This window comes from Paenibacillus sp. FSL L8-0494, from assembly GCF_038003695.1.
Taxonomy (GTDB): domain Bacteria; phylum Bacillota; class Bacilli; order Paenibacillales; family Paenibacillaceae; genus Paenibacillus_AQ; species Paenibacillus_AQ odorifer.
Genome location: NZ_JBBOPQ010000001.1, coordinates 5355146 through 5381821, shown reverse-complemented (window position 1 = coordinate 5381821; position 26676 = coordinate 5355146). Strand labels below are relative to the sequence as shown.

Here is a 26676-nt window from a genome sequence, read left to right as displayed (position 1 = left end):
TTTTAGAGGGAACTTTTTCAAGTTTGGAAAGTCTTATTAGGCAAGGGGTGAGGCGAAACATGCTAAGCGAAGATATACCATATACAGCAGCGTACGCGCCCGCAATGAGTTTGCGGGAAATGATGGAGGCGCATGGCTCGGATGTGTGGAATTATGCTTTTTTCTTAACTAGAAGTCGAGAGCAGGCAAATGATATCAGCCAAGAAGTATTTTTGAAGGCGTATAAGAATGTTGGGAAATACCGGGGTCAATCTTCGATGAAAACCTGGCTGCTTACAATTACCAGAAATACGGCCTTCAGTTGGAGCAAAAATAGCTTTTGGCGCAGATTCATAGCTTTGGGCGATCAACCTACTACTGTTAATGCTCCTTCTGCGGAAAAAGAAGCTCTCGGCAATCAGTATGCGAACCGTATCTGGGAAATTATTATGACCCTTCCAGAGAAGAACAGAGAGGTGCTTGTGCTAGATATTCAACATGGATTATCCATTGCCGAAATGTCAGATTTGCTGAATGTAGCACAAGGAACCGTGAAATCTCGGCTCGCGCGGGCGAGAGAGAAGGTTAAAGAGGCTATCCAGAAGGAGGAGAGGGAATGAAACGCAACGCGGATGATAGTAATCCAGTGATGATCGGGCAGACGGATTGGTATGCGGAAGCAGGCAAAAGACCTTTCATTGAAGATGGTTTCACGCCTGAGTTAATGATGCGGATCGAACAGGCTGCTGTGAATAAAAGTTCAGGTTACAAACGTTATTGGATGAATAAAAATGTGCTTCTAACCAGTCTGGCTACGGTTTTGTTGATAGGTGCGCTTACCTTGCCTATGGGTGTATGGAAAAACACAGGGCCAATCCATTCGCCATCCGTTCAGTCACAAGGCGCAGGCATACTGCCTTCTTCTAGTTCTGCAACTAATGATAAAGCGTTAGAGCCTCCGACAAGTCCAGTAGAATTTGAGATTAGCGGTAAGAAATACTACATGCCTTTGCCAATGAACAGAGATAAGAGCAAAGCGTATGCCGTTGAGACAACAGCGGGAATTCTTTGGTCGCCGCCACCCCCGATGGTTGACTACAAGAAGCCAAAGTACACACATCCTACAGAACCGTTCACTCTTTACCTGAGCTCTAAGGACCAGACGGAGCTATCGGCTTCTTCGGCTACTAGGATTTATACTTTTCCTCTTTATGGGGGAGGGGCAAGTACGTATCAATATTTGAGTGGATTTTTTGGAGCAGGCGATTACGTCCTGTTAATTTCCTTCAAAATGACTCTTGGTGTAGGAATGTATGAGGATGTTAAATTTTCAATGCTTAATGTTAAAAAAGCAGCGGCGGGAGAATCTGTAGTTCCAATAGCGCTTGCATCCTTCGATAATACACTTTTAGAATACAAGTCATTAATCGCTGTTGATAAGGAGCATGGACAACTCGTACTTAGTTACTTAGAATATGCAGGGGATAAAAAGTACAAAGAGAAAACCGTACTTTATGATATGGAGACCATGAGCATTCCAACACCTGCTACAGCAATTGGTTTTAAAGAGATTAAGGGAGAAACATTAATTATGGATTATAAAGTGGGTGGGGAACAACGTAAAGCGGATATTCTTACGAAAGCTGGATTGGGGTGGCTGGATGAGAATTGGGCTTTTTTATCCGAAGAGCAGCAAAATAAGCTTTATATGGATTATATGAACAATACTCCCTAGTAGATAAATCACTAAATAAAAGCTATACTTTTTGATAAAGTATTTTCTTTTGAGAAGAGTGGAGCCGAAGCGATGAAGAAGTTAACGATTGATGATGTGGCTCAAAAAGCGGGAGTTTCGAAAAGTACGGTCTCCCAATTTTTGAACAAACGTTTTAAATATATGAGTGAAGCGACGAAAAACCGGATTGAGGCAGTAATTGAGGAGCTTAATTATCAGCCGAATGGTCTGGCGCGCAGTCTGAAGCAGAATCGGACGCATATGGTCGGGATCATCGTAGCCAATATTGACTATACGCTGTCAATCCAATGTATCCGGGCGATTGAGAATGAGCTGCAGCATCACGGAATCCAAGTGATCATATGCAACGCGGATGAGAATGCGGAGAAAGAAAGCAAGTATGTAGAAACCTTAATCGCACGTCAGGTGGACGGGCTGATTATTTTTCCTACAGGGAATAACCCGTCTGCCTATAGCAGGCTGATAGAGGCTGATTTTCCGCTAGTCTTTATGGATCGTCTGGTAGATGGAATCACCACGCAGAGTCTATTGCTGGACAATGAAATGGCGGCAAAGATAGGCGTAGGGCAGCTAATACAGCAAGGTCATGAGCGGATTGCTCTGGTGTCCCTCCCAATTGGGGAGCATGCGATTACCCCTCGGAAAGAGCGGATTAGTGGCTACAAAAAAGCGATGGAAGAAGCGGGCATAACGCTGCGTGAGGAGTATATTTGCAGTGTATCCAAAGAGGAATTAGCTTCGGGGCTGGAACACTTATTAGCACTGCCGGAGCCGCCGACAGCGTTGCTGGCTACGAACGACATCACACTAGCGGAAATTCTGAAATATGCGAATCGAAATGCCATCTCTATTCCAGAACAGTTGTCGGTCATCGGGATAGATGATGCGGAATTCGCGCAAATATATAATCCGGTCATTACGACAATCCGACAGCCTGCTTACGAGATGGGGATGCAGGCTGCCAAGATTATACTCTCTTGTATCGAGGATAAGGGAGCTTCTGTTCCAATTACATATCGTTTCCCGCCGACCTTGCAGCAAGGGCAGTCGGTGAAGTCTTACAAATAAGTTCGAACTATAAAAAGGGGAGTGCCCAGCAGCTATTTCTTAGCTTGTTGAGCACTCCCCCTTTTATTGGACCTAACTTTATCTAAACACTAAACTTGGGTTTGATTGAGTAATATTTTCGCGCAGGAAGTCGCTATCGGACTCAGCTGATCTTATAAGCAGTATAATCCCATATTTGGAGTACTATCGGACCCCATCGCAGTTATCGGCATGGAAAACATGCTAAATGCCCTTTTTCATAAGGAATAGCGTCACTGGAGTCCGAAACTACGCCGCAAAGGTAAAAAAATCGCAAATAGCGTCTTCTGGGTCCGAAAGCCCCAGGGGTACGTGATTACACTGCTGAAGCATAGCAATAGCATAGCAATAGCATAGCAGTAGCAATAGCAATAGCATAGCAATAGCAGCCAATCAGCGACCCAAAAAGCAGAGCAGCGCTCCTCCAATAACGGAGAATCGCTGCTCTTTTGCGATTATTAGACTTCTTGTTGCATAAACTTCGCAAGTTCCTCACGGGTGGGAAGTCCGTCCATATCGCCTGGCGACATGACGGCTAACGCACCGATCGCATTGCCGCGTTTGACGGCCTCAGCAATCGGAAGCTTTTCCAGCATCGCACTGATTACGCCAACCGCAAATCCATCACCTGCACCCACCGTATCAACAACCTGCTCCACCTTGAATCCGTCCACGTAACCTTCCCCAGCAGAGGATTTATAGTAAGCGCCTTCAGGGCCAAGCTTGATGACGACTAAGCTTACGCCACGCTCCAGGTAATAGTCAGCAATCTCTTCGGGTGTGCTCAGTCCGGTAAGGATTTTACCTTCACCGAGCCCCGGCAGGAACCAGTCGCAGCGTGTAGCCAGATCATTAATGGTACTCACCATTGTTTCTGTATCCGGCCATAAGCTAGGACGCAGATTAGGATCCAGAGAGATCGTCTTTCCTTTACTCTTCATAAATTCCATAGCGTGAATAGAAAATTCAAGACAGTTCTTGGACAAAGCGGCGGAGATACTTGTAACATGCAGATGTCCTGCGGAATTGAAGTAGGCCTCGTCAAAATCCTCCAGACTAAGCGTGGAGGCTGCGGAGTTTTTGCGGAAGTATTCGACCTTTGGATCGCCGGTAACCACTTTCGATTTGATAAGCATACCTGTTGAATACTCTTTAGTAAAAGTAATATTGTCCGTATTAATGTTCTCATTCTTCATCGCCTGAGCAATGAATGTGCCAAAGTTATCTTCGCCAAGCTTCGTAACATAACCTGTAGGATGATTCAAACGCGACAAGCCTGTAGCCACGTTGCTTTCTGCACCTGCTAATGCTTTGGAGAACGAAAATACTTCATGCAGAGGACCGGCCTCATTCGCATAAAACATCGCCATCGGCTCCCCGAAAGTGACGGCATCCAGCTGTTTACTCATTTTTAGTTCCTCCTAGGGTAATGATTTTATCCCAGTATAATGATTTGTAATTTGAAATTATCACATAAATCGGTTTTGTACAATAAAATAATGATTGTTAACCAAAAAACTTTTTTCGTAAAAAGAAAATAATGTTTCCATAAACCCTTGTTTTATAAAGGTTTTTCTTAGATTTTATTACTTATTTCCCTCTGATGTAATAAAAATGTATTGACTGTTAATCGTATTGTTATTACTATTTCCTTATAGAACAAAATGCAATAATTAGTAAATTTAATAAAATAGTTTATCTAAAAAAGTATTTCCTGTTTATCTATGATCGTCCAAGAGAAAGGGAGTCTACTGATGAAGAAAATGAAAGTATTACAGAATGTGGCATCCGTCGGGGTTGTAGCGGTTATTCGAGCAGAAAGTGCTGAGGAAGCTTTTAAGATGTCCGTTGCTTGTATAGAAGGCGGTCTAAATAATATTGAGGTAACTTTTACTACACCAGACGCGGACGTGGCGATTAAGAGATTGGTTGCAGAGTACGGGAGTCGTGCGGTGATTGGCGCCGGAACTGTCTTGGACCCATTAACAGCTAGAATAGCCATTCTTGCAGGTTCAGAGTTTGTCGTTAGTCCCTCTTTTGAAGTGGAGACAGCTAAGATGTGTAATCTTTACGGCATTCCCTATATGCCTGGTTGCATGACATTAAATGAAATGAAGGAAGCGTTGAAGTACGGCGTGGATGTGCTTAAACTGTTCCCTGGCAGTGCTTTCGGTCCGGATTATGTAAAAGCGGTTAAAGGTCCTATGCCACATGTGAATATTATGCCGACCGGTGGCGTGGATTTGAACAATATGGAGAAGTGGATTGCAAACGGCTGCATGGCTGTGGGCATTGGGGGGAATTTGACTGCACCGGCGAAGAATGGCCGATACGATCAGATTACCGATCTTGCTGCCCAATATGTGGCGAAGTTTAAAGAGATAAAAGGGATTTAATGTATAGTTCGAACGGAGATTGAAATCCAGATTCGCGTTTTTATTTATAGGCTGTGTGGCTGACAGATGTTGGCCATGCAGCCTTTTTATGTTGATTTTCTTTGAGCTGTCCATATTCCTTTTATTCTATGCTTTTTAGAAAGTATAGAATCGGGATAAAGATAATAAACTATATAATAGAAGAGTAGTGATACATGGACTGAACGTCAGGATCTATTATCCAGCCGGGAGTGAGTATATGCCTGCTTATAATGACAAAGCGCTGTATCAAGCAGCGGATGAAGATGATGCTGAGTACGTAGAAATTGAGTCGGCATTCCATGGTTGTAAGGTGACGGAAGGGCAGATCTACAGATTAGAGCGCAATTACAATAACCCTCAATTATTTGAGAATGGAGAAGCCTATGTGGTGGATGATGAGACTAGGGAAAACTACGCGGTCTTCATGCTCTGCAAAATTGCGCTCTATAAATAGAGTTTCTTGCCCGATTCCGGAGGGTAATATTTAAGACAGACGGCTTCATTTCCGACAAGGGGATAGGCCGTTTCTTTTGATGTCATTTTTGTTACTAAGATAGTGAAAAAGAGTATTTGAATGATTGTTGTTTCCCCTGTATGCTTAGTAGGAATTATTGGCTGTGCAATGCGGGATAACGCGTTGTAACGGCTGGCTTAACATGACGTTCTAAGAAAAGTTTGGTATTCTAAAAATATTAATTACACGGTTGCAACAAATTCGCAGTCTTGCGCGTCAGTAAGATTGCATAGAGAGGGGGAACCTTCGTGGTGGAGCAGGGACTCATCAGAGCCGCTCAAGCGGGCGATCGCGACGCTCTAATCACCCTATTGCGAGAAATTGAAGGACATGTATATAAAACGGCCTTCTACATTTTGCATAATGAACAAGATGCGTTAGATGCATCTCAGGAAGCCTTGATCCGGGTTTATACAAAAATCGGCTCATATGAGGAGAAGGCCCAGTTCAAAACGTGGGTTCAGCGAATCGTCACTAACATTTGCATTGATAAATTCAGAAGAACTAAACCTACAGTTTCTATTGATGAACATGAAATGGTGTTTCAGGATAAACACAATGTGGAACGTGAGGTTCTATCCTCTTATTTAGCTGAGGATATACGTGAAGCAATTGATCAATTGCCCGAGCATCATCGGACAGTCATCGTCCTGCGCTATTTACAGGATTTTTCTTACAACGAGATTGCAGATTGTCTGGATTTGCCCTTGAATACAGTGAAATCATACTTATTTCGGGCTAGACAGCAACTGCAGAATAGACTTCAGGAGTACCAGAAAGGTGGTGTATCGGGATGAAATGCGCGGAGGTGATGGAATGGATGCACCGCTATTTAGACAAAGATTTGAGTCAAGATGAGATTATTGAAATGTTCCGTCATATCGATAATTGTCCTTCCTGCGCGGAAGTCTTTGAGCGCCTGACACTTCTCTCCAATGAATTGGAGCAGTTGCCAGACGTGAAACCCCCGTTTAGTCTGGTTGACTCTATTTTACCTCAGCTTGCAGAATTGGATCGAAGCAGTCGTGAACAAAGTGCTGTGAGATCTGAGGAGCCGGTTGTTGTCCCATTTTCACGTGAAAGCTCCCGCGGTAAACCTGCCAAGGGAACCTCTATAGCAACACGGACAGGCATTGGAGCTATTGCAGCTGCCGTTCTATTAGGGATCGCAATATTTAATATGCCCGATAAAATGCCTGGGGCAGAAGTGGAACAAAGGATGCAGGATAGCGCTAAAACAGCCAGCGATGATACTAAGGATACAGCAATGGAATCGCAAGCTTCTATTACTGCTAACTCTGATGGAGCTTCACCTGCCGCTGGTGGAGAGAACGAGGGCGCTGCGCAGTTTAAGATGGATGCACCGGAGATGAACGAAGATAACGCCGCTTTAGATAGAGCGACGGGACCAGTGGACCCTGCCTCGATGCCAAGTGCACCGGCGGATGCAGCTGATGCGGGAGCGGGAGCTGGAGGGCGGTCGATCACTGAACCGCCTCAAAGCGCAGATCCTAAGCCGACAGAGAAGATTGCTCCGCCAAGGCAGGATGTCGCCACGAAATCTCAAAATTCAGATTCTAGCAACGCCAGTAGCAATCAGCTAAAGGTGGATAATAAGGAGCAAACTGCTGATATGAATTCAGACAGCGCAGCCGATTCTGCTCCACCGATGGAGGATTCTTTAAAGTTTCCATATGACTACGGACGGGAAGTTATGAGCTTAAGCAGTTCTGAAGATCCTAATGTGCAGACCTGGACTTCTCCTGATGGTCAGTATGCTATAGAATTTGTTGGGTTGCAGCTTGTAATTTATAAGAAGTCGCCAGAGGGCTCAGCGGAAGAACGGTTAGCCGTAAACTCTTATCCGCTAGAAGGAAATTGGATTTCTGGTGAATGGTCCGCGGACAGCTCGAAGTTTACGTACGTGACAGAAAAAGATGGTGTGAATGTAACCAAGGTGTTCACTGTACAGGAAGCAGCTACTGCTTCTTCAAGTCCGGCTGCATCCCCTGGAGCGACCCCAACGAACACTCCAACCTCATCTTCAACAAATTAAAGTGGGGTTGGAACTTTTTTCGAAGTTTCTGAATATACTATATCAACAGGACAGGAACTAGAAAGTATAGGTTTTGCAGAACATCGGTATGACCGCCGGATGTGGAGTTTCTAGAGCTTCGCACTCCGTCGTTTATATAGATGCGCCGCTTAAACGGAGAGGCTTTGGCCATGGCTGCCAGAGTTTCTCCGTTTTTGCATGCATTTTTGTAGTTTTTTTTGCTACAATAGAACTCTGGACAAAATGGGCTAGATGAATGGAAAAGGAAGTGGCGGGATGGATGCCAAAACGGCGATAAAAGAAATCAAACAAGGGAAGATCTCACCGTTGTATGTTTTATATGGCAGTGAGAAATTTCGAATGAATGAATTCACGGCACTGCTGGAAGAACAGCTGATTGCTAAAGAGGATCGTGATTTCGCAGTTATTCCCTTTGATCTCTCTGAGACGCCGGTGCAGGCTGTGGTAGAAGAAGCGGAGACTGTGCCATTTATGGTAGAACGTAAACTATTGCTGGTGCGGGATGCCTCGTTATTTACAGCGGGCAAAGAAAATGCCAAACTGGAGCATCGTATAGATCTTTTAAGTGACTATTTGCAGCATCCTGTAGACTTCAGTGTGATCGTCTTTATGGTGAATAATGATAAGCTGGATGAGCGTAAAAAAATTGTGAAGACTGTCAAATCAGTGGGCACAGTATTAGCCTTTAATCCGCTGGGAGCAGAAGAGCTGCTGCGCTGGGTGGAAAAAGGAATTCGTGAGCGTGGTTGTGTAATGGCACCTGGCACTGCAGAAATTCTTATAACGAATGCAGGCACCGGCTTGCAAGGTTTATCTGCAGAGATGGACAAGCTTTGTTTATTCGCTGGTAAGGGCGGCACTGTGGATGCGGGGGCCGTAGAGAGTCTGGTACATCGTGGAACAGAACAAAATGTGTTTACGCTTGTTGAGGATATCGCTAATCTGCGTCTTGATAAGGCGCTTGATACATTATATGAGCTGCTGAAGCAGCGTGAGGAACCGATCAAGATCGCAGCGCTGGTTGCGCGGCAGTTCCGCATTATTTTGCAGGTTAAGGATTTATCAGCACATAGTTATTCGCAGGGACAGATTGCGTCACAGATCGGATTGCATCCTTATGCGGTTAAGCTTGCTGGGGAGCAGGCCCATAAGTTCTCCAGTGAACGATTGCGGCAAATCTTAAGTGCATTGGCGGATCTGGATTATAAAATGAAAACAGGGGCTATAGACAAAGTGCTAGGGCTGGAACTGTTCATGCTGCGTTTAGGTGTCTGAGCTAAGAAGGGAAAAAGTATTGGAGATGATCTGACTATGAAAAGAATATTTCAATATTCGGCACTGCTTTTACTCGTTCTACTAATTAGTTCCTGTGGCAAAACGGATACTAATTCATCGTCAGGATCTGCCTCTGAGTCGCCTGCGAATACGAATACGAATACCTCTGCAGATGCACCTTCTTATTTTGGTGAATGGAGTGTACAAAGTATAGTAGGTTCTACACCTGTCTCGGCAGCGGAGGATGAAAAGCTTATTGGAATGCGAGTAACTTATTCGATAGAAAAAGCATCTTTTGATAAAGATGAAATTATGAGCCCTGAATATAAGGAAGAGAACATCACTAAGGATGACTTTTTTAACGAATACAGAAATGAATTAAGTGACCTTGGGATCGAAACGGAATCGGTTAAGACGGTATCTATAAATAATTGGACGAATCCCGGCAGCAGTTTTATTGTTAAAGACGATCAAACGATGATTTTCTTATGGGATGGTAACTATTATGAAATGAAAAAAGAGAAAAAATAAATGAAAGAAGACCGCCTCTCTAAGGTGGTCTTCTTTCATTTAACACACATCTCTTAAAAGTAACTAACACTACTTATTATTAATTAATAGACACAAAAAAACCTAACCGTATGAAGCATAGCGGTCAGGTTCTTCAATTGCTCATTATGAATGTCGTCTTAGGCTTGAGCCGTAAGAGCGTTCAATTTCTTCGCCAAGCGGGATTTTTTGCGGGCAGCCGCATTTTTATGAACCAGACCTTTACTTACGGCCTTGTCCAGCTTTTTGGAAGCAGCTAGGAAAGCAGCTTGAGCAGTTTCTACTTCCGTACCAGTCAGAGCTACATCAGCAGTTTTCACAGCTGTACGAAGCGCGGATTTTTGGGAAGCATTCAGTGCACGGCGTTTTTCGTTCGTGTTTACGCGTTTAACCGCGGATTTAATATTTGGCATTGCATTCACCTCCTGTAAGACATTCGAAATCATTATCAAATGATTCACAACTTAAAATAGTTTAGCATGACCGGTAGCAAAAAGCAATACTTAAAGCTTTCAAATTAAACCTCCGTATCCTGCATAAACATTGGCTTTCTCTCGCACACTATCGACAAAAGAGCATAGGCAGAAGCTTGCCAAATGAGGATGAACTCATGGAAGTGTATGCTTACAAAACTAAGCAGCTGCTTTCGAAGTGAGTTTTGTTCGAAGTAATTCATGGAAGTGTATGCTTACAAAACTTTTAGGAGGCTGGTACACAATGGAACCGGATCTGCAGCTATATTCTGTGCGCACCGATTTGGCGTTAGAGGCAAAGGAAATGGCTCAAGGCCCACAACGAACGCCAATCCCTGGTGTGAACGAAGAAGTGGAAGAGTCTGATGGGATTAAAGTGACCCGTCTTGGTGTAGCTAATGCTGCCGGATCACAGGCAATAGGACGCGCAATTGGCAACTATGTAACCCTTGAGGTACCCGCTCTGCGTGGCGGAGATACAGGCTTGCAGCAAAAGGTGGCAGAAGTTTTTGCCCGCGAATTTGAGGACTTTTTGATCAGAATTGGGATTGGCAAGGATGCATCTGTGTTGATTGTTGGTCTTGGTAACTGGAATGTTACACCGGATTCACTGGGTCCTTTAGTGGTGGAGAACTCACTCATTACACGGCAGTTCTATGAGCTGGTTCCGGATCAGATCTCCCCTGGTTATCGTAAGGTGAGCGCTATTGCTCCTGGAGTGCTTGGGCTGACTGGAATTGAGTCGAGTGAGGTCGTGCAGGGAATCGTGGATCGCACGAAACCTGAGCTTATTATCGCCATAGATGCGTTGGCATCCCGGTCACTGGAGCGTATCAATACGACGATTCAAATTGCCGACATTGGGATCCATCCCGGTTCGGGGATTGGCAACAAGCGACGTGGATTGACCCAAGAAATTCTGGGTGTTCCTTGTATCGCAATCGGAGTGCCCACTGTCTGCTATGCATCAACTATTGTGAATAATGTGCTGGAGATGATGAAAAATCACTTCGGGCAAGGAGCAAACCATACTAAGGAAATCATGGGAATGCTGGACGATATCTCTGAGCAGGAACGCTTGTCATTAGTGAAGGAAGTGCTTGAACCCCTGGGGCACGATTTGATCGTCACTCCCAAGGAAATCGATGAATTTATTGAAGGGATCGCGAATATCGTGGCCAGTGGTTTGAATGCGGCTTTACATGATGCGGTTGATCCTGAGAATGTTGGCGCGTATACCCACTAACTGAATTATGGTTTGTTAAGCCCGGCGGGATGCTGAATTAAGGTATCCTGTACGGGCTTTAAGTCTATTCTCTCATTTTCGGTTCTAGTATTGCTCTTGCACTCATAGATTTGGAGTATAAGAGATTACAGAGGGCTGGAGGAGGACATAACTACAATGAATAAAAAATGGTTTCAGCTTTGGAACATCGGCCGTTTAAGGGGAAAAATGCTGGATGTTTTATCGCTGGGGAGAACGATGCTGCTGTTGGCCGGAGGTTCACTAGTATTTTTTATGCTGCTTGGAGCCGGTGGATTGGCCGGACAGAAGCTTAGCTCTTCACCCATTCCTTCAATGAAGGGGCTTGCCGCCTCCCTGTCTAGTGGTTTTTTCATGGAGCTGCTGGGGATGGAGGTGCCGCATTTACCGCAGGGTAAAGAGCCATCCGCTTTTTCAGGTGAAAAGGTAACTTCTTTCGTATTTCAGTTGCTGACCAGCGTGAATCCAGGTGACCCTAAGAGTCTAGTCTCTCGTGAAGTGCCGGGGATGGCGGCGGATGATCCATTTCTTTTGCGGAAAGGTTCAGGTGGATCTACAGGAGCACCAGTGGATTATCATCCTGGGACTGATGAGCTGGCTGAGGGTAGTGGAGATGCGGAAACTTCTGTTCCGGACGAAGGGGACAAGCATGGAGATACTACAACACAGCAGCCTGAAGCGACGGTTGCACCATCTCCTGATCCATCAGCGGCGGAGGAAGGGACGGATAAGAGTAATCCGCAAAGCGGTACAGACAGCACTAAGGATACCTCGATCAAACGGATTCTAATCTATCATTCACATCCTAGAGAAGCCTACAATCCTCTGTTAGGGGCAGCAAATGAAAATCCCAGCTCCGGAGTTTCAACTAAAAATGTAATGCTGGTAGGATCATATATTACGAAAAGACTGGAACAGCTCGGGATTGGTACGGTTCATGCCAAAGAAGATTTTCCGACCAAAGTCACCGACTATAACTGGAACTTTTCCTATAAATATTCCCGGATCTTGGTTAAATCAGCACTCAGCGCAAATGAGGAAATGGATAGTTTTATCGACATTCACCGTGATTCGCAGCGTCATAGCAAAACAACAGCTGTTATTGACGGGAAAAGCTATGCACAGGTCTATTTTATCATTGGACATGCAAATAAAGACTGGAAGAAGAACGAAGAGTTTGCCAATAAGATTCATCAACAGCTTGAAAAGAATTACCCGGGAATATCTCGTGGGATATGGGGAAAAGCTGCGGGTAAAGGCAACAACGGAGAGTACAATCAGACCCTGTCTCCCAATAGTGTTTTGATTGAAGTGGGCGGAATTGATAACTCGGCTGAGGAATTAAAGCGGACGGCTGATATTTTGGCAGATGCTATCGCTGATGTGTACTGGAGCAGTCATGACGCTCAGAAGGTGAACGCACCTGAAAAAGTGGCGAATCCCACTACAACACCAAAGAAATCAAACGGAGCTTCGTAAAATAAATTACCAAGGATCAAAAAGGAGTGGTGTACATGTCGCGTTTCGGAAAAAAACTGGTTATGGTTGGGATTTGGGCAGGGATTGGCATCCTCTTAGGGATGCAGTTCGGCGGAAGCGGTGGGTCAACAGTCTCTAAGATTCTACCCGGCTGGAATGCCAGCCCGACTACGCAGACCAGTCAAGTAACAGGCATGCAGCCACAGCCACAACTGCAAAAGAATGGTGTGACACAGGGTGGGCAGACTTATGTATATGTGCCAATGGTAATCGATCCTGTCACAGGTGCATATACGGCTGTTTCTCCTTTGCCTCAAAATAGCAATACAACGCCAGCCGCAGATCCTCCTCAGCAAGTTGTGGATGATTATAGTACGAAATCTCCGGAGCAAATTCTAATTCCTGAGGAGCAAAAGCCTACAGTCGATGTTCTGGCAGATAAGACGGCAGGTCTCTTGCAGCAGGCTTCCCAGAAGGGAATCCGCTGGGTAGTTTCATTGTTCGCTTCGGCAGAAAATTAACAGCAAATTTAGAAGAAACGGTTATTTCACGGGATCGTGTATAGCTGTTTCTTTTGTTTTGGGCCAGCGCGGGATTGATGGAGTAAGCTTGTACTGTTATAATAAGTGGATTAATATCAGGCTGTCTGTGGGGGTAAGGAATGACTGACGTTCAGAAAAGACAACAACAAATTCGCAATTTCTCGATTATTGCACATATAGACCATGGTAAATCGACACTAGCTGACCGCATTTTGGAATACACGGGGGCACTAACCACGCGTGAAATGCAGGAACAGGTACTCGATCAGATGGATCTGGAGCGCGAACGTGGTATCACAATAAAGCTGCAAGCCGTGCGTTTAACCTATCGTGCAGACGATGGTGTAGAGTATTATCTCAACTTGATTGATACACCGGGACACGTCGATTTCACCTATGAAGTTTCCCGCAGTCTTGCAGCATGTGAAGGCGCACTGCTGGTCGTGGATGCGGCTCAAGGAATTGAAGCACAGACGCTGGCCAATGTGTATTTAGCACTGGATAACAACTTGGAAATCCTACCTGTGCTCAACAAAATTGATTTGCCAAACGCTGACCCTGACCGGGTAAAGCAGGAGATTGAGGATGTTATCGGGCTGGATACCAGTGAAGCGGTTATGGCATCTGCCAAAGCCGGTATCGGAATCAAGGAAATTCTGGAGCAGGTGGTGAAGCAGGTTCCTGCGCCATCCGGTAATTCAGAAGAGCCGCTTAAAGCATTGATCTTTGACTCTCACTACGATCCTTACAAAGGCGTTATCGTCTATGTGCGCGTAATGGACGGGAAGATCCGTGCGGGTTCGAAGATTAAGATGATGGCAACTGAGAAGACCTTCGAGGTCATTGAAGTTGGCGCATTTATGCCGCGTATGACCATTGTCGATGAATTGAACATCGGTGATGTTGGCTTTATCGTAGCTGGGATCAAGCATGTTGGAGATACCCGTGTCGGTGATACTGTCACTGACGCAAAGAATCCTACTGCTGAGCCGCTTCCGGGTTACCGTAAGATCAACCCGATGGTATATTGCGGGTTGTATCCGATTGAGACCTCCGATTATAACGATCTTCGTGAGGCCTTGGAGAAGCTCCAGCTAAATGATGCTTCGCTAAGCTTTGAGCCGGAAAGCTCAAGCGCGCTTGGATTTGGTTTCCGTTGCGGTTTCCTTGGACTCTTGCATATGGAGATTATTCAAGAGCGGATTGAGCGCGAGTTCAATCTGCCGCTAATCACAACAGCGCCGAGTGTTATTTACCGAATTATGCTGACCAATGGCGAAATGATCCAAATCGACAACCCGTCACATTATCCGGAGATCGGTACGATTGACTACATTGAAGAGCCGTATGTTAAAGCAGCGATCATTGTGCCTAACGACTTCGTGGGTACTGTAATGGAGCTGTGCCAGAACAAACGCGGCGAGTTCGTAAATATGGAATATCTAGATACTAATCGTGTAACGATTACGTACGAGATTCCGCTGTCTGAGATCGTTTATGATTTCTTTGATCAGTTGAAATCCGGTACGAAAGGATATGCTTCTTACGACTATGAAATTTGTGGATACCGTCGTTCGAATCTGGTCAAGATGGATATCTTGCTTAACAATGAGCAGGTCGATGCCTTGTCCTTTATCGTTCACCGCGATCGTGCCTACAACCGCGGACGTATCATTTGTGAGAAATTACGTGGGATTATCCCTCGTCAAATGTTCGAAGTGCCGATTCAAGCCTCTGTGGGTACGAAGGTAGTTGCGCGTGAAACCGTTAAGGCGATGCGCAAAAACGTACTTGCTAAATGTTACGGCGGTGATATTTCCCGTAAACGGAAGCTGCTTGAGAAGCAAAAAGAAGGTAAGAAACGCATGAAGCAAGTGGGTAGTGTAGAAGTACCACAAGAAGCGTTTATGGCAGTACTGAAGATCGACGAGTAAAAAATAGGTAGAGCCGGGAGAATATCCCGGCTCTATTTTTTTGAGCAGGAGCAGATTACAATAGGGGGAAGGATTGTAAGCACATACAAAGTGAGGGGAGTCCTCGTGAAGCGATTATATTTGAAACTTACGCCAAGTACCTTTAAGAATCGGATTTTGTTAGCTTTCTTGCTGTTGGTACTAACACCCATTGCCATACTCGTTCTATATAACTTTAAAGAGACAGAACGAATGCTGCAGGATAATGCGGAAACGAAGAACATAGAGCAGCTTATTGGTATTAAGAATGGTTTTGTTGATCTCATGAGTCTCGTGATGAAAACAGGGTCATTACTCGAACAAGATACGACGATTTTATCGATAATGAAGAATCCCGAGCAATCTGATGAAATCACGAGAAAAAAACTCGTTGAAAACAAGTTTGGAGCGATTGAAAATACATTCTTCATGAGTGGAGCGACGGTGTATTATACTTTAATCGACCTTCATGGAAACGCATACACTTCCTTTATGCCAAAGGAAACTTTGAGCTACGACGAAATCCAATCGGAGGATTGGGTTCAAGCATTGAAGCGAGAAGGAACGAATCGATATATATGGAATCCGAATGACAAGAATAATGTGGTCCGGGAAAGTACAACAAGTAAGAAAATGCTTAGTCTCTATGAAGTTATGCGTGATAATGATTTGAATATTTATGCCTATGCAAGATTAAGTATCGATTATGAGGAGTGGTTTACTAGATCAACGTTAGGGAGTAAACAGGAAGGGGCTTTATTTCTACTCGATGCCTTGGGGGGAGTGATGCTTAATCCCCTTAAGGATGAGGCTTTTTCCTCTGATATTGCGCAGAGTATTGTGAAGAGTGCCAACCAGCGGCAGACGGGGCGTGCTGCATCCATTGTCAACCCGAAGGAGGAAAGCTTATACACCTACAGCTACATCGAGGAGTTAAATGGATATGTTGTTAAAAAGGTGCAGCTAGCACAGCTTTTTCTTGAAGTAGACAAGCAGAAACGACGGTTTTTTGGTGGATTTGGAATCATTCTGCTGCTATTTGTTCTATTAACTTATTTCATATCATCGACGATTACAGTACCGCTTAAGAAGCTACAGAAGAAGATGGAAATGACCGCTAAGACGAATCTCAAAATGAAATTACCCGAGCAAGGGCGGGGAGAGATTCTTGCCCTGACTCAGAGTTTCAATATAATGATTCATGATTTAAATGAGCTGTTGCAGCGTCTTCAGCTTGAAGAAAAACAGAAGCAATTCGTTCGGTTTCAGGTATTACTTTCGCAGATGAACCCGCATTTTCTACTAAATACATTGAATACGATAAAGAGCATTGCCTTAGATAAAGATGATGATGAAATTTATGGAATTTGTGTTGCACTAGGAAAAATATTGGAGACAACCTTAAATACTGAAGTGGATTTGATCCTGTTAAAGGATGAAATCGTACTAATAGAATCTTACATGGAGATACAGCGGCAACGTTTTGGACATGGGATTGAAATTCAATATGATATCAACGAGGAGCTGCAATACGCGTTAATCCCTAAATTTTGTCTGCAGCCCTTAATTGAAAATAGCTTGATTCACGGCTTCGGTCAGTCAGTAAAACAAGGGAGAATTGATATCTCCGCTAAGGTGACTGGACAACAGCTGTACCTGCAGGTTAGAGATAACGGCATGGGGATAGAAAGAGCACAGCTGAATAAGGCTACACGGAAACGTAAAGGAATCGGTGTTCAGAATATTAGGGAGAGCTTAGAGCTGTTGTTCAAGAATCAACGGACAGGTATGGACATTGTATCTTCGGATACAGGAACTGAAGTGATCATCCATTTTCCATTCCTTATTTCAAAACCTTACGATGGAGGTAAGCTCACATGTGGAGAACGTTAATTGTGGATGATGAACAACCTGCGGTTAAAAGTATACGGAAGCTATTCTTAAAGGCTGGAATCCCGTTTGAAATTATAGGTGAGGCGGAGAATGGAGAAGTAGGCTTGCAAATGATTCGTGAGCTTCAGCCTGATGTGGTAGTGACGGATATCAATATGCCGGTGATGGATGGGGTGAAGCTTCTTCAAATTGCGCGAGAGGAAGGCTTCGAATGCCGGTTTGTAATGTTGACCGCATTGAGTGAATTTGAATACGCCCGCCAGGCGCTCGTATTTGGGGCTTCGGATTACATTTTGAAGTTATCTTTAGATCTCCAAGGTTTGAAGCAGACCATGGGTAAGGTTCAGGCCGAGCTGGAGCGAATGGTGAAGATGAAGAAAGCCGATAAATGGTTTCCGGAGAAGCAACAAACGGGACCGACAGATCATGTGGAGATGAACAAAATTATAGCTTATATTGAAGAACATTATGCTGAGGACATCTCGCTCAAATCCATGTCAGAGTTGATCCGGATGGATGCCAGCTATATAAGTGACTTATTCAAGAAAAAGACAGGGAAAACGTTGACCAATTATATTCAAGAGCGTCGGATTCAGGCTGGGAAAATGCTGCTTGCAGAAACGAAGCTAACGATTAGCGAGATTGGGCAGCAGGTAGGCTTTGAGAACGATAATTATTTTATAAAAATCTTCAAAAAGTGGTGTGGTGTCACGCCAAATGAATTCCGTAAAGAACCAAAAAACGTTCTATAAGTTCCCAAATGTAGTTCATCCCCCAAAATCCGCTCTGATGATAAAGTTATAGATGTAGAGCACAACACATAATCCTTCCAAGGGGGAAGCTATCTATGAAGAAAAAGTGGTATCCTGCAGTGCTTTCTGTCTTATTAGCAGGTACGATGCTGGCTGGTTGTGGGAGTGGTGGAAGTAATGAGGCTCAGGGCAGTGCAAATGGAGAAACAGCAAAGGAGAAAATAAAGCTCACTATGTGGGGGGCAGTTCCTGCAGAAGCCGGGCCTCAAGCTGTAATTGATAACTGGAATAAAGATCATCCAGACATTCAGGTCGAGTATATCCGTAATGTAAATGACGATGCAGGCAACTTAAAGCTGGACACTGCCTTAATGACCAATCAAAACATAGACCTTTTCATGAACTACGATCTTGCTCATTTACAGAAACGTATGGATGCAGGCGTTGCCTTGGATCTAAGCACGAAAACAGACTATGACATCGACAGCCAGATCGGCGAGGACGCAGCAATGTGGAAAATCAATGATAAGTACTATGGGATTCCTACAAAGAAAAACATGGCGTTTGTATGGTTGAACAAAGATATGCTGGATGCAGCAGGATTACCGATTCCTGCGGTGGACTGGACTTGGTCAGATCTTGAGGAGTATGCGAAGAAGCTAACGAAGCCTGGTGTGTACGGATTACTGCAGGCAGATTCCTCCTTCTCAACAACGATGGACGGTACGCTGGCTGGAATGGGTGTGAAACAGGCGGATGGTACCTCAAACTTTGGGAATGATCTCTGGAAACAGCACCTGGAAATATTGCATAACATGATGTTCGTGGACAAATCCACACCGGAATATGGGGAGCAACTGACCAGTAAAATGCCGGTTGATACCATGTTCCTGCAAGGCAAAGCGGCAATGCTGGCAGCCGGTGAATTTATTTTTAGAAATGCGAACAACTTGAAGGACTATCCGCATGATTTCAAAACCGCGTTCGCCGCTATTCCAAAAGTGAATAAAGATCAAAAGGATTATAAATATTCGGGCGGTGTGGGTGACATGCTTGCTCTTAATGCAAAGTCCAAGAACCTGGATGCAGCTTGGGAGTTCGCAAAATGGTATGCGGATGGCGGTATGCTGCCAATGGCAAGCGGGGGTCGTATTCCAGCCTCTGAGAGTGTAGACAGTAAGGAAGCGATGAGCCTTCTCTTGAATGGTGTAGAAGACAAATATGATACAGATTCAATGAATAATATTGTATTCGGCAAATTCCCATCCTTCCAGCTAAATGTACCTCAACAAGCCATTGATGCACGTAAAGAAGAGTATGAAAAATACTTCTTAAATAAGCAAGATATTGATACCACGATGAAAAATATGCAAACCCGTTCGCAAGAGTTAATGAAATAAAGAAATAGCTAGCACAAAAGAGAAGGAGGAAGAATTCTTCGTTCTTCTCTTTCGTGTACCCATTTTTCAGCATACGAAAGGCGGCGATACCGTGAAGCGGAGAAGCTGGATGGACAGACAAGGCTGGATCGGCATGACTTTTATTCTCCCGAATATGATTGGTATTCTCTTATTCTTTGTGATTCCTGCAATCTTTTCCTTTGTCCTGATGTTTACGAATTATCAATTTTCAAATCCGAATTGGCAATTTACCGGGCTGGATAATCTCAAACGATTGTTCCATGACGATAATTTCTATGCCTCGATCAAATATACGGTGATATTCCTGATATCGGTTCCAGTATCGATGGTGCTCGCTTTTATTGTGGCGCTATTTCTCAACCGCAGTGTGTATCTTAAAGGCGTATTACGTGGAATGTTTTTCTTACCGTATATCTCTAGTGGAGTAGCCGTTGCATTTGTCTGGATGCTGCTATTTCAGCCTTCACAGGGACCCATCAATGAACTGCTTCGCTGGATTGGCATAACATCGCCGCCAGGATGGTTTGCAGATACGGAAACCGCAATGTATGCCATTGATATCGTACAGATCTGGCTGATGCTTGGCTACAATATGATCATATATTTAGCAGCACTACAGGAAATTTCGACAGAACAACTAGAAGCTGCCCGGATCGATGGTGCAAGCACATTCAAAACAACATGGAAAATTGTATGGCCTCTTGTTAGTCCAACAACTTTTTTATTAATGATTACCGGATTAATTATGACGATGAAATCGTTCTCGATTATTCAAGCCATTACGGCTGGAGGACCTAGCGGAAGTACGACGGTCTTATCACTATTCGTTTATAAAACAGCATTCAGTTATTACGATATGGGATACGCTTCAGTTATTTCATGGTTCTTGTTCGCCGTCATTCTCGTTATTACAGTCATTCAGTGGATCGGCCAAAAGCGCTGGGTTCATTACTAAATGAATCCACAAAGTGGAGCTTTGCGGGAGGCCCCGAAACCATAAATTAAAGGAGCAGGCGGTATGAATGAAAAAGCAGGAAACATGAAGGTGAAGCTGCCAGTAACGATCATCATGTTTGTTCTAGGACTATTTATGATTGTGCCTTTTCTATGGATGCTCAGCACGTCTTTTCAGACACCTGCCGAGGTGTTTAACGAATGGCTGCCTTCATCTCTCAACTGGAGCAATCATATTCGGGTGTGGACAGGAAGTTATGATTTTGTTCCGTATTATTTAAATTCACTTAAGATATCGATTATTGGAACTGCGGGAGCTGTGTTTCTATCTGCCCTTGCCGCTTACGGATTTTCACGTACTTCGTTTAAAGGGCGGGATGGCCTATTTGTCATATATCTATCCATGATGATGGTTCCACCACAGGTACTTTTTGTTCCTAAGTTTATCATGTTTAACTGGGTTGGGATTTACAATACGCACTTGGCCCTAATCCTTCCAGCCATGTTCTCGATCTTCGGTGTATTTATGCTTCGGCAGTTCTTCATGGGCATTCCTAAGGAAATCACGGAATCTGCTTTTCTGGATGGAGCCGGGCATTACAGAATATTTTTCCGCTTAATTCTGCCATTAGCGAAGCCGGCAATCGCTACGTTTGCTATTCTTGATTTCTCCTGGCAATGGAATGATTATGAGAATGCGCTTGTATTTTTGCAGAGCCCTAAGCTATATACCATTCCGCTTGGATTGCAGAATTTTATTCTTGAGAACAATGTGGATTACAACGGGATGATGGCCGCTTCGTCGGCTGCGATCATTCCAATGATTGTTATCTTCTTCATAGGTCAGAAATATATTATTCAAGGGATTTCTAGCTCGGCTGTGAAAGGCTAACTATAGGAGGGATACTGACATGAGAACAGAAACGGTTAAATCCGATGTGACAGTGGTCGGGGGTGGACTTGCAGGGATGAACGCGGCGATTGCTGCAGCACGTCTTGGGTTAAAGGTAGCACTGGTACAGAATCGTCCTGTACTTGGTGGTAACTCGAGTTCAGAAGTTCGGGTTTGGGTATGTGGTGCAACAGGACATGGTGTAAATCGCTATGCACGTGAGACAGGCATTATGGGTGAGCTATTCATCGAGAATCAATACCGGAACCCGGAAGGGAATCCATATCTATGGGATCTAACCTTGCTCGAAGCGGTGAAGGCAGAATCGAATATCAGCTTGTTCCTAAATACCGATGTACGTGAAGTGGAAGCGGAAGGTGAGGCAGAGGAGCGTACGATTCAGAGTGTGACCGGCTGGATGATGGGATCTGAGCGTTTAATCACGTTCGAGAGCGATGCTTTCATCGATTGTACGGGTGATGGTTTAGTTGGCTTCCTAGCAGGAGCGGATTTCCGATTAGGACGTGAAGCCCGTCATGAATTTAATGAGGAATGGGCACCAGAAGTGCCTGATAATATTACATTAGGCAGTACATTATTATTTTATACACAGGATACTGGAAAACCGGTACGTTATGTTGCACCCTCATTCGCTAAGGATATTACAACAACTTCTATCCCGATCCGCCGGGTCATTCGGAGTGGGGATTCAGGCTGTCACTACTGGTGGATTGAGTGGGGCGGCGAGCTTGATACGGTGGATGAGAATGAACGCATACGTGATGAGTTATCCTCAGTTATTTATGGGATTTGGGATTATATCAAAAACTCGGGCCATTTTGATGCCGAGAATATGACGCTTGAGTGGGTTGGCTCGATTCCGGGTAAACGTGAATACAGACGGTTTGTTGGCGATACGATTCTAACGCAAAATGATATTCTCGCGCAGCGTGAATTTGCAGACCGTATTGGATTTGGTGGCTGGTCAATTGATCTACATCCACCACAGGGGATGTACGCACAAGAGAGTGGCTCCAAGCATCTGCATGCGGACGGGATCTACCATATTCCATTTGGTTCGCTATATTCGAAGAATGTACGGAATCTATTCTTCGCGGGTCGTAATATCAGTGCATCTCATGTGGCTTTTGGAACAACACGCGTTATGGCAACCTGTGCAATCATGGGTGAAGCAGCTGGAACAGGTGCCGCTTTATCCGTCATCAAAGGTGTGACCCCTCGTGAAATTCGCGAGCAGTATATGCATGAATTGCAACAGGTGATGTTAAAGCAAGATGCTTCGATTATTGGATTACGTAACGAAGATCCACTGGACCTCGCCAGAAAAAGCGAGATTCATGCATCCAGCACGATGAATGGTATCCTGCTGGATCGCCCAGCCGAAGCTTATGAGCTTTCTCATGATGTAGGGATTTTGTTTCCGGTTGAAGGAAGTATCCGTGGGTTAAGGCTGCTTGTGTCAGCAAGTATTCAGACGCAGCTGACCGTGGAGATCTGGACGACTGGACGCGCGGAAAATTACGTGCCGGCGGAGTGCAAACAGGTTGATGTTATAACAGTACAGGCTGGAGAGCAGCAATGGATTGAAGTTCCGATACAAGAGGAGAAATGTAGTCCAATCGGCGAATGTAATATCTTCGCTATTATTCGAGCTAATGAACACCTTCAATTGCATATTTCAGAAACCCCAATCACTGGTGTCATTACATTTGAGCGAGGTGCTAAATCCGTTGTTGATTCATCGCTGGAGGATCATCAGCCAGATCAGCCGGTGATAGAGTGGAGCATGAAACAACTTGTACGCAGGCATTTCTGCTTTGCAGTAGAAACATCGGCATATGCTGCATCTAAAGTCATTGATGGATATGTTCGACCTTTCGCGGGACCGCATAGCTGGGTTTCTGAGCCGATGACCGCGGGTAGATCGGAGTGGGTAGAGGCGCGTCTCCCGGATGCTTCTCCAGTCTCCGAAATTCATTTCACCTTTAATGATGATGTCAATGAAGATCTCATCAACTTACATCACCATGAAACGCCATTTCTAGTGATTCCTGAACTGGTAAAGAACTATGATGTAGAGCTGCTCATTGATGGCGCGTGGCAAGTCATGCTCCGTGTCAAAGACAACCATCGCCGGAAGAATGTTCATCGATTAGAGAAGCCTGTTCTTACAGATGCTGTCCGGATCGTTATTCATGAAACTAACGGTGGAGTACATGCCGAACTTGTGGAAATGCGGATTTATCAAGAAGCAACGGCTTTGCCGACTTTATAGGGACGGTATCCGTTTCTGCGGGAAATACAAAATATATAGGATAACGTAAAACTTATACTTTCTTGTATTCTAAAATAGAGTTCATTTATAATTGAACGCCCTCGAAGGGAAGCCGTCAGGCTTCCCTTTTCTTGTTTTTTAGATTACACTATTCAAACGATATTTTTATATAAAGGAGACAGCTAATGACAACGAAGACTAATGGCCGTCCCCCTGAGGCTGTATACATTCATATCCCTTTTTGTACCAATAAGTGCTTTTATTGTGATTTTAATTCCTATGTACTCAAGGATCAGCCAGTTATGGATTATCTCGAAGCTTTGGATCGAGAGATGGAGCAGACCGTCAAGAACACCCCTCCGGGTGTTATCAAAACGATCTTCGTCGGCGGAGGCACACCCACTGTTTTAAAACCTGATGAAATGGCTTATTTCTTAAAGTCTGTTCGTACGCATTTCCCAAACTGGGATAAAGATATTGAGTTCTCTATGGAAGCTAACCCTGGAACAACGGATCTGGACAAGCTGACGGTTATGAAAGAAGGTGGCGTGAACCGGGTGAGCTTTGGCGTTCAAGCATTTCAAAACGAGCTGCTCACAGGCATCGGCCGGATTCATAATGTAGATGATGTATACCGGAGCTTAGAGAATGCACGTGCAGTTGGACTTAATAATCTTTCGGTTGACCTGATGTTTGGGTTGCCTAATCAAACTGTGGAGATGTTGGGCGAAAGTATCCGCAAGGCGTTGGAGCTGGATCTACCCCACTATTCTATTTACAGCTTGAAGGTGGAGGAGAATACTCTTTTTCACACGCTGTTTAATAAGAACAAGCTTCCTCTTCCTAATGAAGAAGATGAATTACAAATGTACCTCCTGTTGATGTCCTCTATGAAGGAAGCAGGTTACAATCAATACGAGATCAGTAACTTCGCAAAACCAGGAATGGAGAGCCGCCATAATATCACCTACTGGCGTAATGAAGATTATTATGGTCTAGGAGCAGGAGCGCATGGATATGTGGGGCGTCAGCGGCATATTAATGTTAAGGGCGTAAATCCATATGTAGAAGCAACACGTAAAGGGCTGCCACGACTGGATGCATACCCAATCTCAGAAGCAGAAGCGATGGAAGACTTTATGATGGTCGGCTTGCGTATGCATGAGGGCGTCTCTAATGAAGCTTTTCAGGCGCAATTCGGGCGTTCAATAGAGGAAGTATTCGAGAAATCCTTGCATAAAATGCTGCATGCAGGGCTGTTGGAACAAGAAGCAGGAGTTTACCGACTCAGCAAGCAAGGAATCTTGTTTGGGAACGATGTTTTTGCTGAATTTGTAGGCGCCCTGACAGAAGTTTAATTTTAAAATACCCCTTGAATTGTAATTCACTCTGTTGTATATTTATTCATATTATCAACAGAGGGGTGAACCAAAGTGCTTGCCAAGACGGAAATGATTCGCCATTCGTCTCCAGCGGGAGACGCACAGGTGATTTGTAGAAATGCTGTGGTAGAAGACGTTGAGCCATTGTATCTAATGATAGAAGAGTATGCACAGCGCGGCATCATGTTGCCCCGTTCCCGGCAGGCGCTGACACGCCAGATCGATCAATTCGTAGTTGCTGAAATCGAAGGCAGATTCGTAGGCTGTGGTTCACTTTTCAAGCTCGGGAATGATCTCGTTGAGATTCGTTCGATTGGCTTGAATGATGAAGGTAAGGGTAAAGGCGTAGGCTCCATGATATTGGCGAAGCTGGTCGAGGAAGCTAGGAACCAGAAAATCCCAAAGGTAATGGCACTAACCTATGCTGTTGATTTTTTTCTTAGAAATGGATTTGAAGTCGTCCAGAAAGAGATTTTCCCCGAAAAAGTATGGACAGATTGCGTGAATTGTAAAAAGCAGCATGCCTGCGATGAAATAGCAGTGCTTAAGATACTGAACTGACTTGACAATGTCAATGTCAGTTTGGTATTTTTGTATTAGTGGTTAGCACTCATCTGAGTCGAGTGCTAACGAATCGGAGCCACAGCCGATAGGAGGGAATAACATGTTAACTGATCGCCAGAGAATGATACTAAATGCAATTGTGGATGATTATATTTCATCGGCAGAGCCAGTAGGATCTCGCAGCATTTCTAAACGGGGAGATGTAGGATACAGTCCGGCTACGATTCGAAATGAAATGGCTGACCTGGAGGATTTAGGTTATCTCGAGCAGCCTCATACATCGGCGGGAAGAATTCCTTCCCATAAAGGATACCGATATTATGTGGATCATTTGGTACCGTGGAATTCCGCCGAAACGGCAGAAATGGGCACGATCCGCGCTTTTTTTGCCGAGAAGCTAAATGCAATGGAGCAGGTAATCCAACATGCGGCGATGATTCTTTCCAATATGACGAATTATACTTCCATCCTGCTGGGACCGGAGGTTTTTCATACTTCATTGCGTCATTTTCAGTTGTTACCACTAGATGATACAACCGCTGTGGCCATTATCGTCACAAGTACGGGGCAAGTTGAGAATCGTACGGTGAACATTCCGCCGGAGATTTCTGTTTCCGAGATGGAGAAAGTGGTTAACCTACTGAATAGTAAACTGGTCAATGTACCACTCTATAAGCTGAAGACTCGGCTCTATTCGGAGCTTGGCGAAGAAATGCAGCGTCACATCTCACATTATGAAGAATTAATGCAGGTGCTGGACACCGCGCTGGAAAGCGATCAAGAGCAGCGCATCTATCTCAGCGGAGCAACGAATATGCTGACACAGCCTGAGTTCAAAGACGTAGACAAGGTGAAGAGTATTCTTGATCTGCTGGAAGAGACACCGACACTGCTCAAAATGCTGGCCCCTACAGTGGGTGGCACAGGTATTCAAGTACGAATAGGAACAGAAAACAATCACGAAGCGTTCGCTAACTGTAGTCTGATCACCGCCACTTATTCACTTGATGGGCAGGCACTAGGAAGCATTGGAATCCTTGGGCCGACCCGTATGGAGTATGCAAGAGTGATGGGGATCTTGGGCATTTTATCCCGAGATTTGACAGCGATGCTGGCGCACTGGTATAAGTGAACAGAGTCAACATGATTTCGTGAATGA

At 44.6% G+C, this 26676-nt stretch carries 24 protein-coding genes; 22 read left to right on the top strand and 2 right to left on the bottom strand.

Annotated features, from left to right (window positions below):
• The first annotated feature begins 59 nt into the window (after positions 1 to 59).
• From NYE35_RS24430 to NYE35_RS24420, 3 genes are all read left to right on the top strand, one after another.
• Positions 60 to 599, top strand: a complete 540-nt coding sequence (locus NYE35_RS24430) for an RNA polymerase sigma factor (RefSeq protein ID WP_052097267.1) — start codon at positions 60 to 62, stop codon at positions 597 to 599.
• The gene (locus NYE35_RS24425) at positions 596 to 1714 is read left to right on the top strand and encodes a hypothetical protein (RefSeq protein WP_076272404.1); all 1119 of its coding nucleotides are present in this window, start codon (positions 596 to 598) and stop codon (positions 1712 to 1714) included. Before NYE35_RS24430 ends, NYE35_RS24425 begins: the two co-directional genes overlap by 4 nt.
• Before the next feature lie 72 nt (positions 1715 to 1786).
• Positions 1787 to 2803 (top strand): LacI family DNA-binding transcriptional regulator, encoded by a 1017-nt coding sequence (locus NYE35_RS24420; protein ID WP_036677540.1) that lies wholly within the window; start codon positions 1787 to 1789, stop codon positions 2801 to 2803.
• Between the two features lie 476 nt (positions 2804 to 3279).
• On the opposite strand, the gene NYE35_RS24415 is transcribed toward NYE35_RS24420, so the two are convergent.
• Positions 3280 to 4230: a sugar kinase gene (locus NYE35_RS24415; RefSeq protein ID WP_036677538.1), complete on the bottom strand. Its 951-nt coding sequence runs from the start codon at positions 4228 to 4230 to the stop codon at positions 3280 to 3282.
• 345 nt (positions 4231 to 4575) lie between these two features.
• Here NYE35_RS24415 and NYE35_RS24410 point away from each other — a divergent pair, with 345 nt between their 5' ends.
• The 6 genes from NYE35_RS24410 (at position 4576) to NYE35_RS24385 (ending at position 9635) form a co-directional block, all read left to right on the top strand.
• Positions 4576 to 5217, top strand: a complete 642-nt coding sequence (locus NYE35_RS24410) for a bifunctional 2-keto-4-hydroxyglutarate aldolase/2-keto-3-deoxy-6-phosphogluconate aldolase (RefSeq protein WP_036677536.1) — start codon at positions 4576 to 4578, stop codon at positions 5215 to 5217.
• A gap of 238 nt (positions 5218 to 5455) precedes the next feature.
• Complete coding sequence (locus tag NYE35_RS24405; protein WP_036677533.1) at positions 5456 to 5692, top strand: hypothetical protein; 237 nt, start codon at positions 5456 to 5458, stop codon at positions 5690 to 5692.
• A gap of 308 nt (positions 5693 to 6000) precedes the next feature.
• Positions 6001 to 6549 carry an RNA polymerase sigma factor gene (locus tag NYE35_RS24400; protein ID WP_036677530.1) on the top strand — a complete coding sequence of 183 codons (549 nt, stop codon included), beginning with the start codon at positions 6001 to 6003 and terminating at the stop codon, positions 6547 to 6549.
• Positions 6546 to 7808: an anti-sigma factor family protein gene (locus tag NYE35_RS24395; RefSeq protein ID WP_076179380.1), complete on the top strand. Its 1263-nt coding sequence runs from the start codon at positions 6546 to 6548 to the stop codon at positions 7806 to 7808. Before NYE35_RS24400 ends, NYE35_RS24395 begins: the two co-directional genes overlap by 4 nt.
• Before the next feature lie 276 nt (positions 7809 to 8084).
• Positions 8085 to 9104 (top strand): DNA polymerase III subunit delta, encoded by a 1020-nt coding sequence (holA, locus tag NYE35_RS24390; RefSeq protein ID WP_036677525.1) that lies wholly within the window; start codon positions 8085 to 8087, stop codon positions 9102 to 9104.
• Between the two features lie 36 nt (positions 9105 to 9140).
• Positions 9141 to 9635 (top strand): hypothetical protein, encoded by a 495-nt coding sequence (locus NYE35_RS24385; RefSeq protein ID WP_341122173.1) that lies wholly within the window; start codon positions 9141 to 9143, stop codon positions 9633 to 9635.
• A 158-nt stretch (positions 9636 to 9793) separates the two neighbouring features.
• Here NYE35_RS24385 and rpsT read toward each other — a convergent pair whose 3' ends face one another.
• Positions 9794 to 10066, bottom strand: a complete 273-nt coding sequence (rpsT, locus tag NYE35_RS24380) for a 30S ribosomal protein S20 (RefSeq protein WP_036677521.1) — start codon at positions 10064 to 10066, stop codon at positions 9794 to 9796.
• Positions 10067 to 10370: 304 nt separating this feature from the next.
• On the opposite strand from rpsT, the gene gpr reads away from it, so the two are divergent.
• From gpr to hrcA, 13 genes are all read left to right on the top strand, one after another.
• Complete coding sequence (gene gpr / locus NYE35_RS24375; RefSeq protein WP_036677518.1) at positions 10371 to 11372, top strand: GPR endopeptidase; 1002 nt, start codon at positions 10371 to 10373, stop codon at positions 11370 to 11372.
• Between the two features lie 156 nt (positions 11373 to 11528).
• Entirely contained in the window at positions 11529 to 12869 is a 1341-nt protein-coding gene (locus NYE35_RS24370; protein WP_076105900.1) for a stage II sporulation protein P, read from the top strand.
• A gap of 35 nt (positions 12870 to 12904) precedes the next feature.
• Positions 12905 to 13390, top strand: a complete 486-nt coding sequence (locus NYE35_RS24365; protein WP_036677514.1) for a hypothetical protein — start codon at positions 12905 to 12907, stop codon at positions 13388 to 13390.
• A gap of 140 nt (positions 13391 to 13530) precedes the next feature.
• On the top strand, positions 13531 to 15345 hold the full coding sequence (lepA, locus tag NYE35_RS24360) for a translation elongation factor 4 (RefSeq protein ID WP_036677511.1): 1815 nt from the start codon (positions 13531 to 13533) through the stop codon (positions 15343 to 15345).
• Between the two features lie 105 nt (positions 15346 to 15450).
• Positions 15451 to 17256: a sensor histidine kinase gene (locus NYE35_RS24355; RefSeq protein WP_235219398.1), complete on the top strand. Its 1806-nt coding sequence runs from the start codon at positions 15451 to 15453 to the stop codon at positions 17254 to 17256.
• Positions 17241 to 18008 carry a response regulator transcription factor gene (locus NYE35_RS24350; RefSeq protein ID WP_036677509.1) on the top strand — a complete coding sequence of 256 codons (768 nt, stop codon included), beginning with the start codon at positions 17241 to 17243 and terminating at the stop codon, positions 18006 to 18008. Before NYE35_RS24355 ends, NYE35_RS24350 begins: the two co-directional genes overlap by 16 nt.
• A 95-nt stretch (positions 18009 to 18103) precedes the next feature.
• Positions 18104 to 19408, top strand: a complete 1305-nt coding sequence (locus tag NYE35_RS24345; protein WP_341122172.1) for an ABC transporter substrate-binding protein — start codon at positions 18104 to 18106, stop codon at positions 19406 to 19408.
• 91 nt (positions 19409 to 19499) lie between these two features.
• A complete protein-coding gene (locus tag NYE35_RS24340; RefSeq protein WP_232061438.1) occupies positions 19500 to 20384 on the top strand; it encodes a carbohydrate ABC transporter permease in 885 nt (294 codons plus the stop codon).
• Positions 20385 to 20447: 63 nt separating this feature from the next.
• Entirely contained in the window at positions 20448 to 21275 is an 828-nt protein-coding gene (locus tag NYE35_RS24335; RefSeq protein WP_036677500.1) for a carbohydrate ABC transporter permease, read from the top strand.
• Between the two features lie 19 nt (positions 21276 to 21294).
• Positions 21295 to 23571, top strand: coding sequence for an FAD-dependent oxidoreductase (locus NYE35_RS24330; RefSeq protein WP_076099002.1), 2277 nt, complete (start codon positions 21295 to 21297; stop codon positions 23569 to 23571).
• Between the two features lie 185 nt (positions 23572 to 23756).
• The gene (hemW, locus tag NYE35_RS24325; RefSeq protein ID WP_076105910.1) at positions 23757 to 24929 is read left to right on the top strand and encodes a radical SAM family heme chaperone HemW; all 1173 of its coding nucleotides are present in this window, start codon (positions 23757 to 23759) and stop codon (positions 24927 to 24929) included.
• Positions 24930 to 25022: 93 nt separating this feature from the next.
• Positions 25023 to 25514 (top strand): N-acetyltransferase, encoded by a 492-nt coding sequence (locus NYE35_RS24320; RefSeq protein ID WP_051490987.1) that lies wholly within the window; start codon positions 25023 to 25025, stop codon positions 25512 to 25514.
• Positions 25515 to 25617: 103 nt separating this feature from the next.
• The gene (hrcA, locus tag NYE35_RS24315; protein ID WP_036677493.1) at positions 25618 to 26649 is read left to right on the top strand and encodes a heat-inducible transcriptional repressor HrcA; all 1032 of its coding nucleotides are present in this window, start codon (positions 25618 to 25620) and stop codon (positions 26647 to 26649) included.
• Positions 26650 to 26676 lie beyond the last annotated feature (27 nt).

Coding starts and splice junctions, on each gene's coding strand:
- NYE35_RS24430 (WP_052097267.1), top strand. CDS start 60: ATGCTAAGCGAAGATATACCATATACAGCAGCGTACGCGCCCGCAATG.
- NYE35_RS24425 (WP_076272404.1), top strand. CDS start 596: ATGAAACGCAACGCGGATGATAGTAATCCAGTGATGATCGGGCAGACG.
- NYE35_RS24420 (WP_036677540.1), top strand. CDS start 1,787: ATGAAGAAGTTAACGATTGATGATGTGGCTCAAAAAGCGGGAGTTTCG.
- NYE35_RS24415 (WP_036677538.1), bottom strand. CDS start 4,230: ATGAGTAAACAGCTGGATGCCGTCACTTTCGGGGAGCCGATGGCGATG.
- NYE35_RS24410 (WP_036677536.1), top strand. CDS start 4,576: ATGAAGAAAATGAAAGTATTACAGAATGTGGCATCCGTCGGGGTTGTA.
- NYE35_RS24405 (WP_036677533.1), top strand. CDS start 5,456: ATGCCTGCTTATAATGACAAAGCGCTGTATCAAGCAGCGGATGAAGAT.
- NYE35_RS24395 (WP_076179380.1), top strand. CDS start 6,546: ATGAAATGCGCGGAGGTGATGGAATGGATGCACCGCTATTTAGACAAA.
- holA (WP_036677525.1), top strand. CDS start 8,085: ATGGATGCCAAAACGGCGATAAAAGAAATCAAACAAGGGAAGATCTCA.
- NYE35_RS24385 (WP_341122173.1), top strand. CDS start 9,141: ATGAAAAGAATATTTCAATATTCGGCACTGCTTTTACTCGTTCTACTA.
- rpsT (WP_036677521.1), bottom strand. CDS start 10,066: ATGCCAAATATTAAATCCGCGGTTAAACGCGTAAACACGAACGAAAAA.
- gpr (WP_036677518.1), top strand. CDS start 10,371: ATGGAACCGGATCTGCAGCTATATTCTGTGCGCACCGATTTGGCGTTA.
- NYE35_RS24370 (WP_076105900.1), top strand. CDS start 11,529: ATGAATAAAAAATGGTTTCAGCTTTGGAACATCGGCCGTTTAAGGGGA.
- NYE35_RS24365 (WP_036677514.1), top strand. CDS start 12,905: ATGTCGCGTTTCGGAAAAAAACTGGTTATGGTTGGGATTTGGGCAGGG.
- lepA (WP_036677511.1), top strand. CDS start 13,531: ATGACTGACGTTCAGAAAAGACAACAACAAATTCGCAATTTCTCGATT.
- NYE35_RS24350 (WP_036677509.1), top strand. CDS start 17,241: ATGTGGAGAACGTTAATTGTGGATGATGAACAACCTGCGGTTAAAAGT.
- NYE35_RS24345 (WP_341122172.1), top strand. CDS start 18,104: ATGAAGAAAAAGTGGTATCCTGCAGTGCTTTCTGTCTTATTAGCAGGT.
- NYE35_RS24335 (WP_036677500.1), top strand. CDS start 20,448: ATGAATGAAAAAGCAGGAAACATGAAGGTGAAGCTGCCAGTAACGATC.
- NYE35_RS24330 (WP_076099002.1), top strand. CDS start 21,295: ATGAGAACAGAAACGGTTAAATCCGATGTGACAGTGGTCGGGGGTGGA.
- hemW (WP_076105910.1), top strand. CDS start 23,757: ATGACAACGAAGACTAATGGCCGTCCCCCTGAGGCTGTATACATTCAT.
- NYE35_RS24320 (WP_051490987.1), top strand. CDS start 25,023: ATGATTCGCCATTCGTCTCCAGCGGGAGACGCACAGGTGATTTGTAGA.
- hrcA (WP_036677493.1), top strand. CDS start 25,618: ATGTTAACTGATCGCCAGAGAATGATACTAAATGCAATTGTGGATGAT.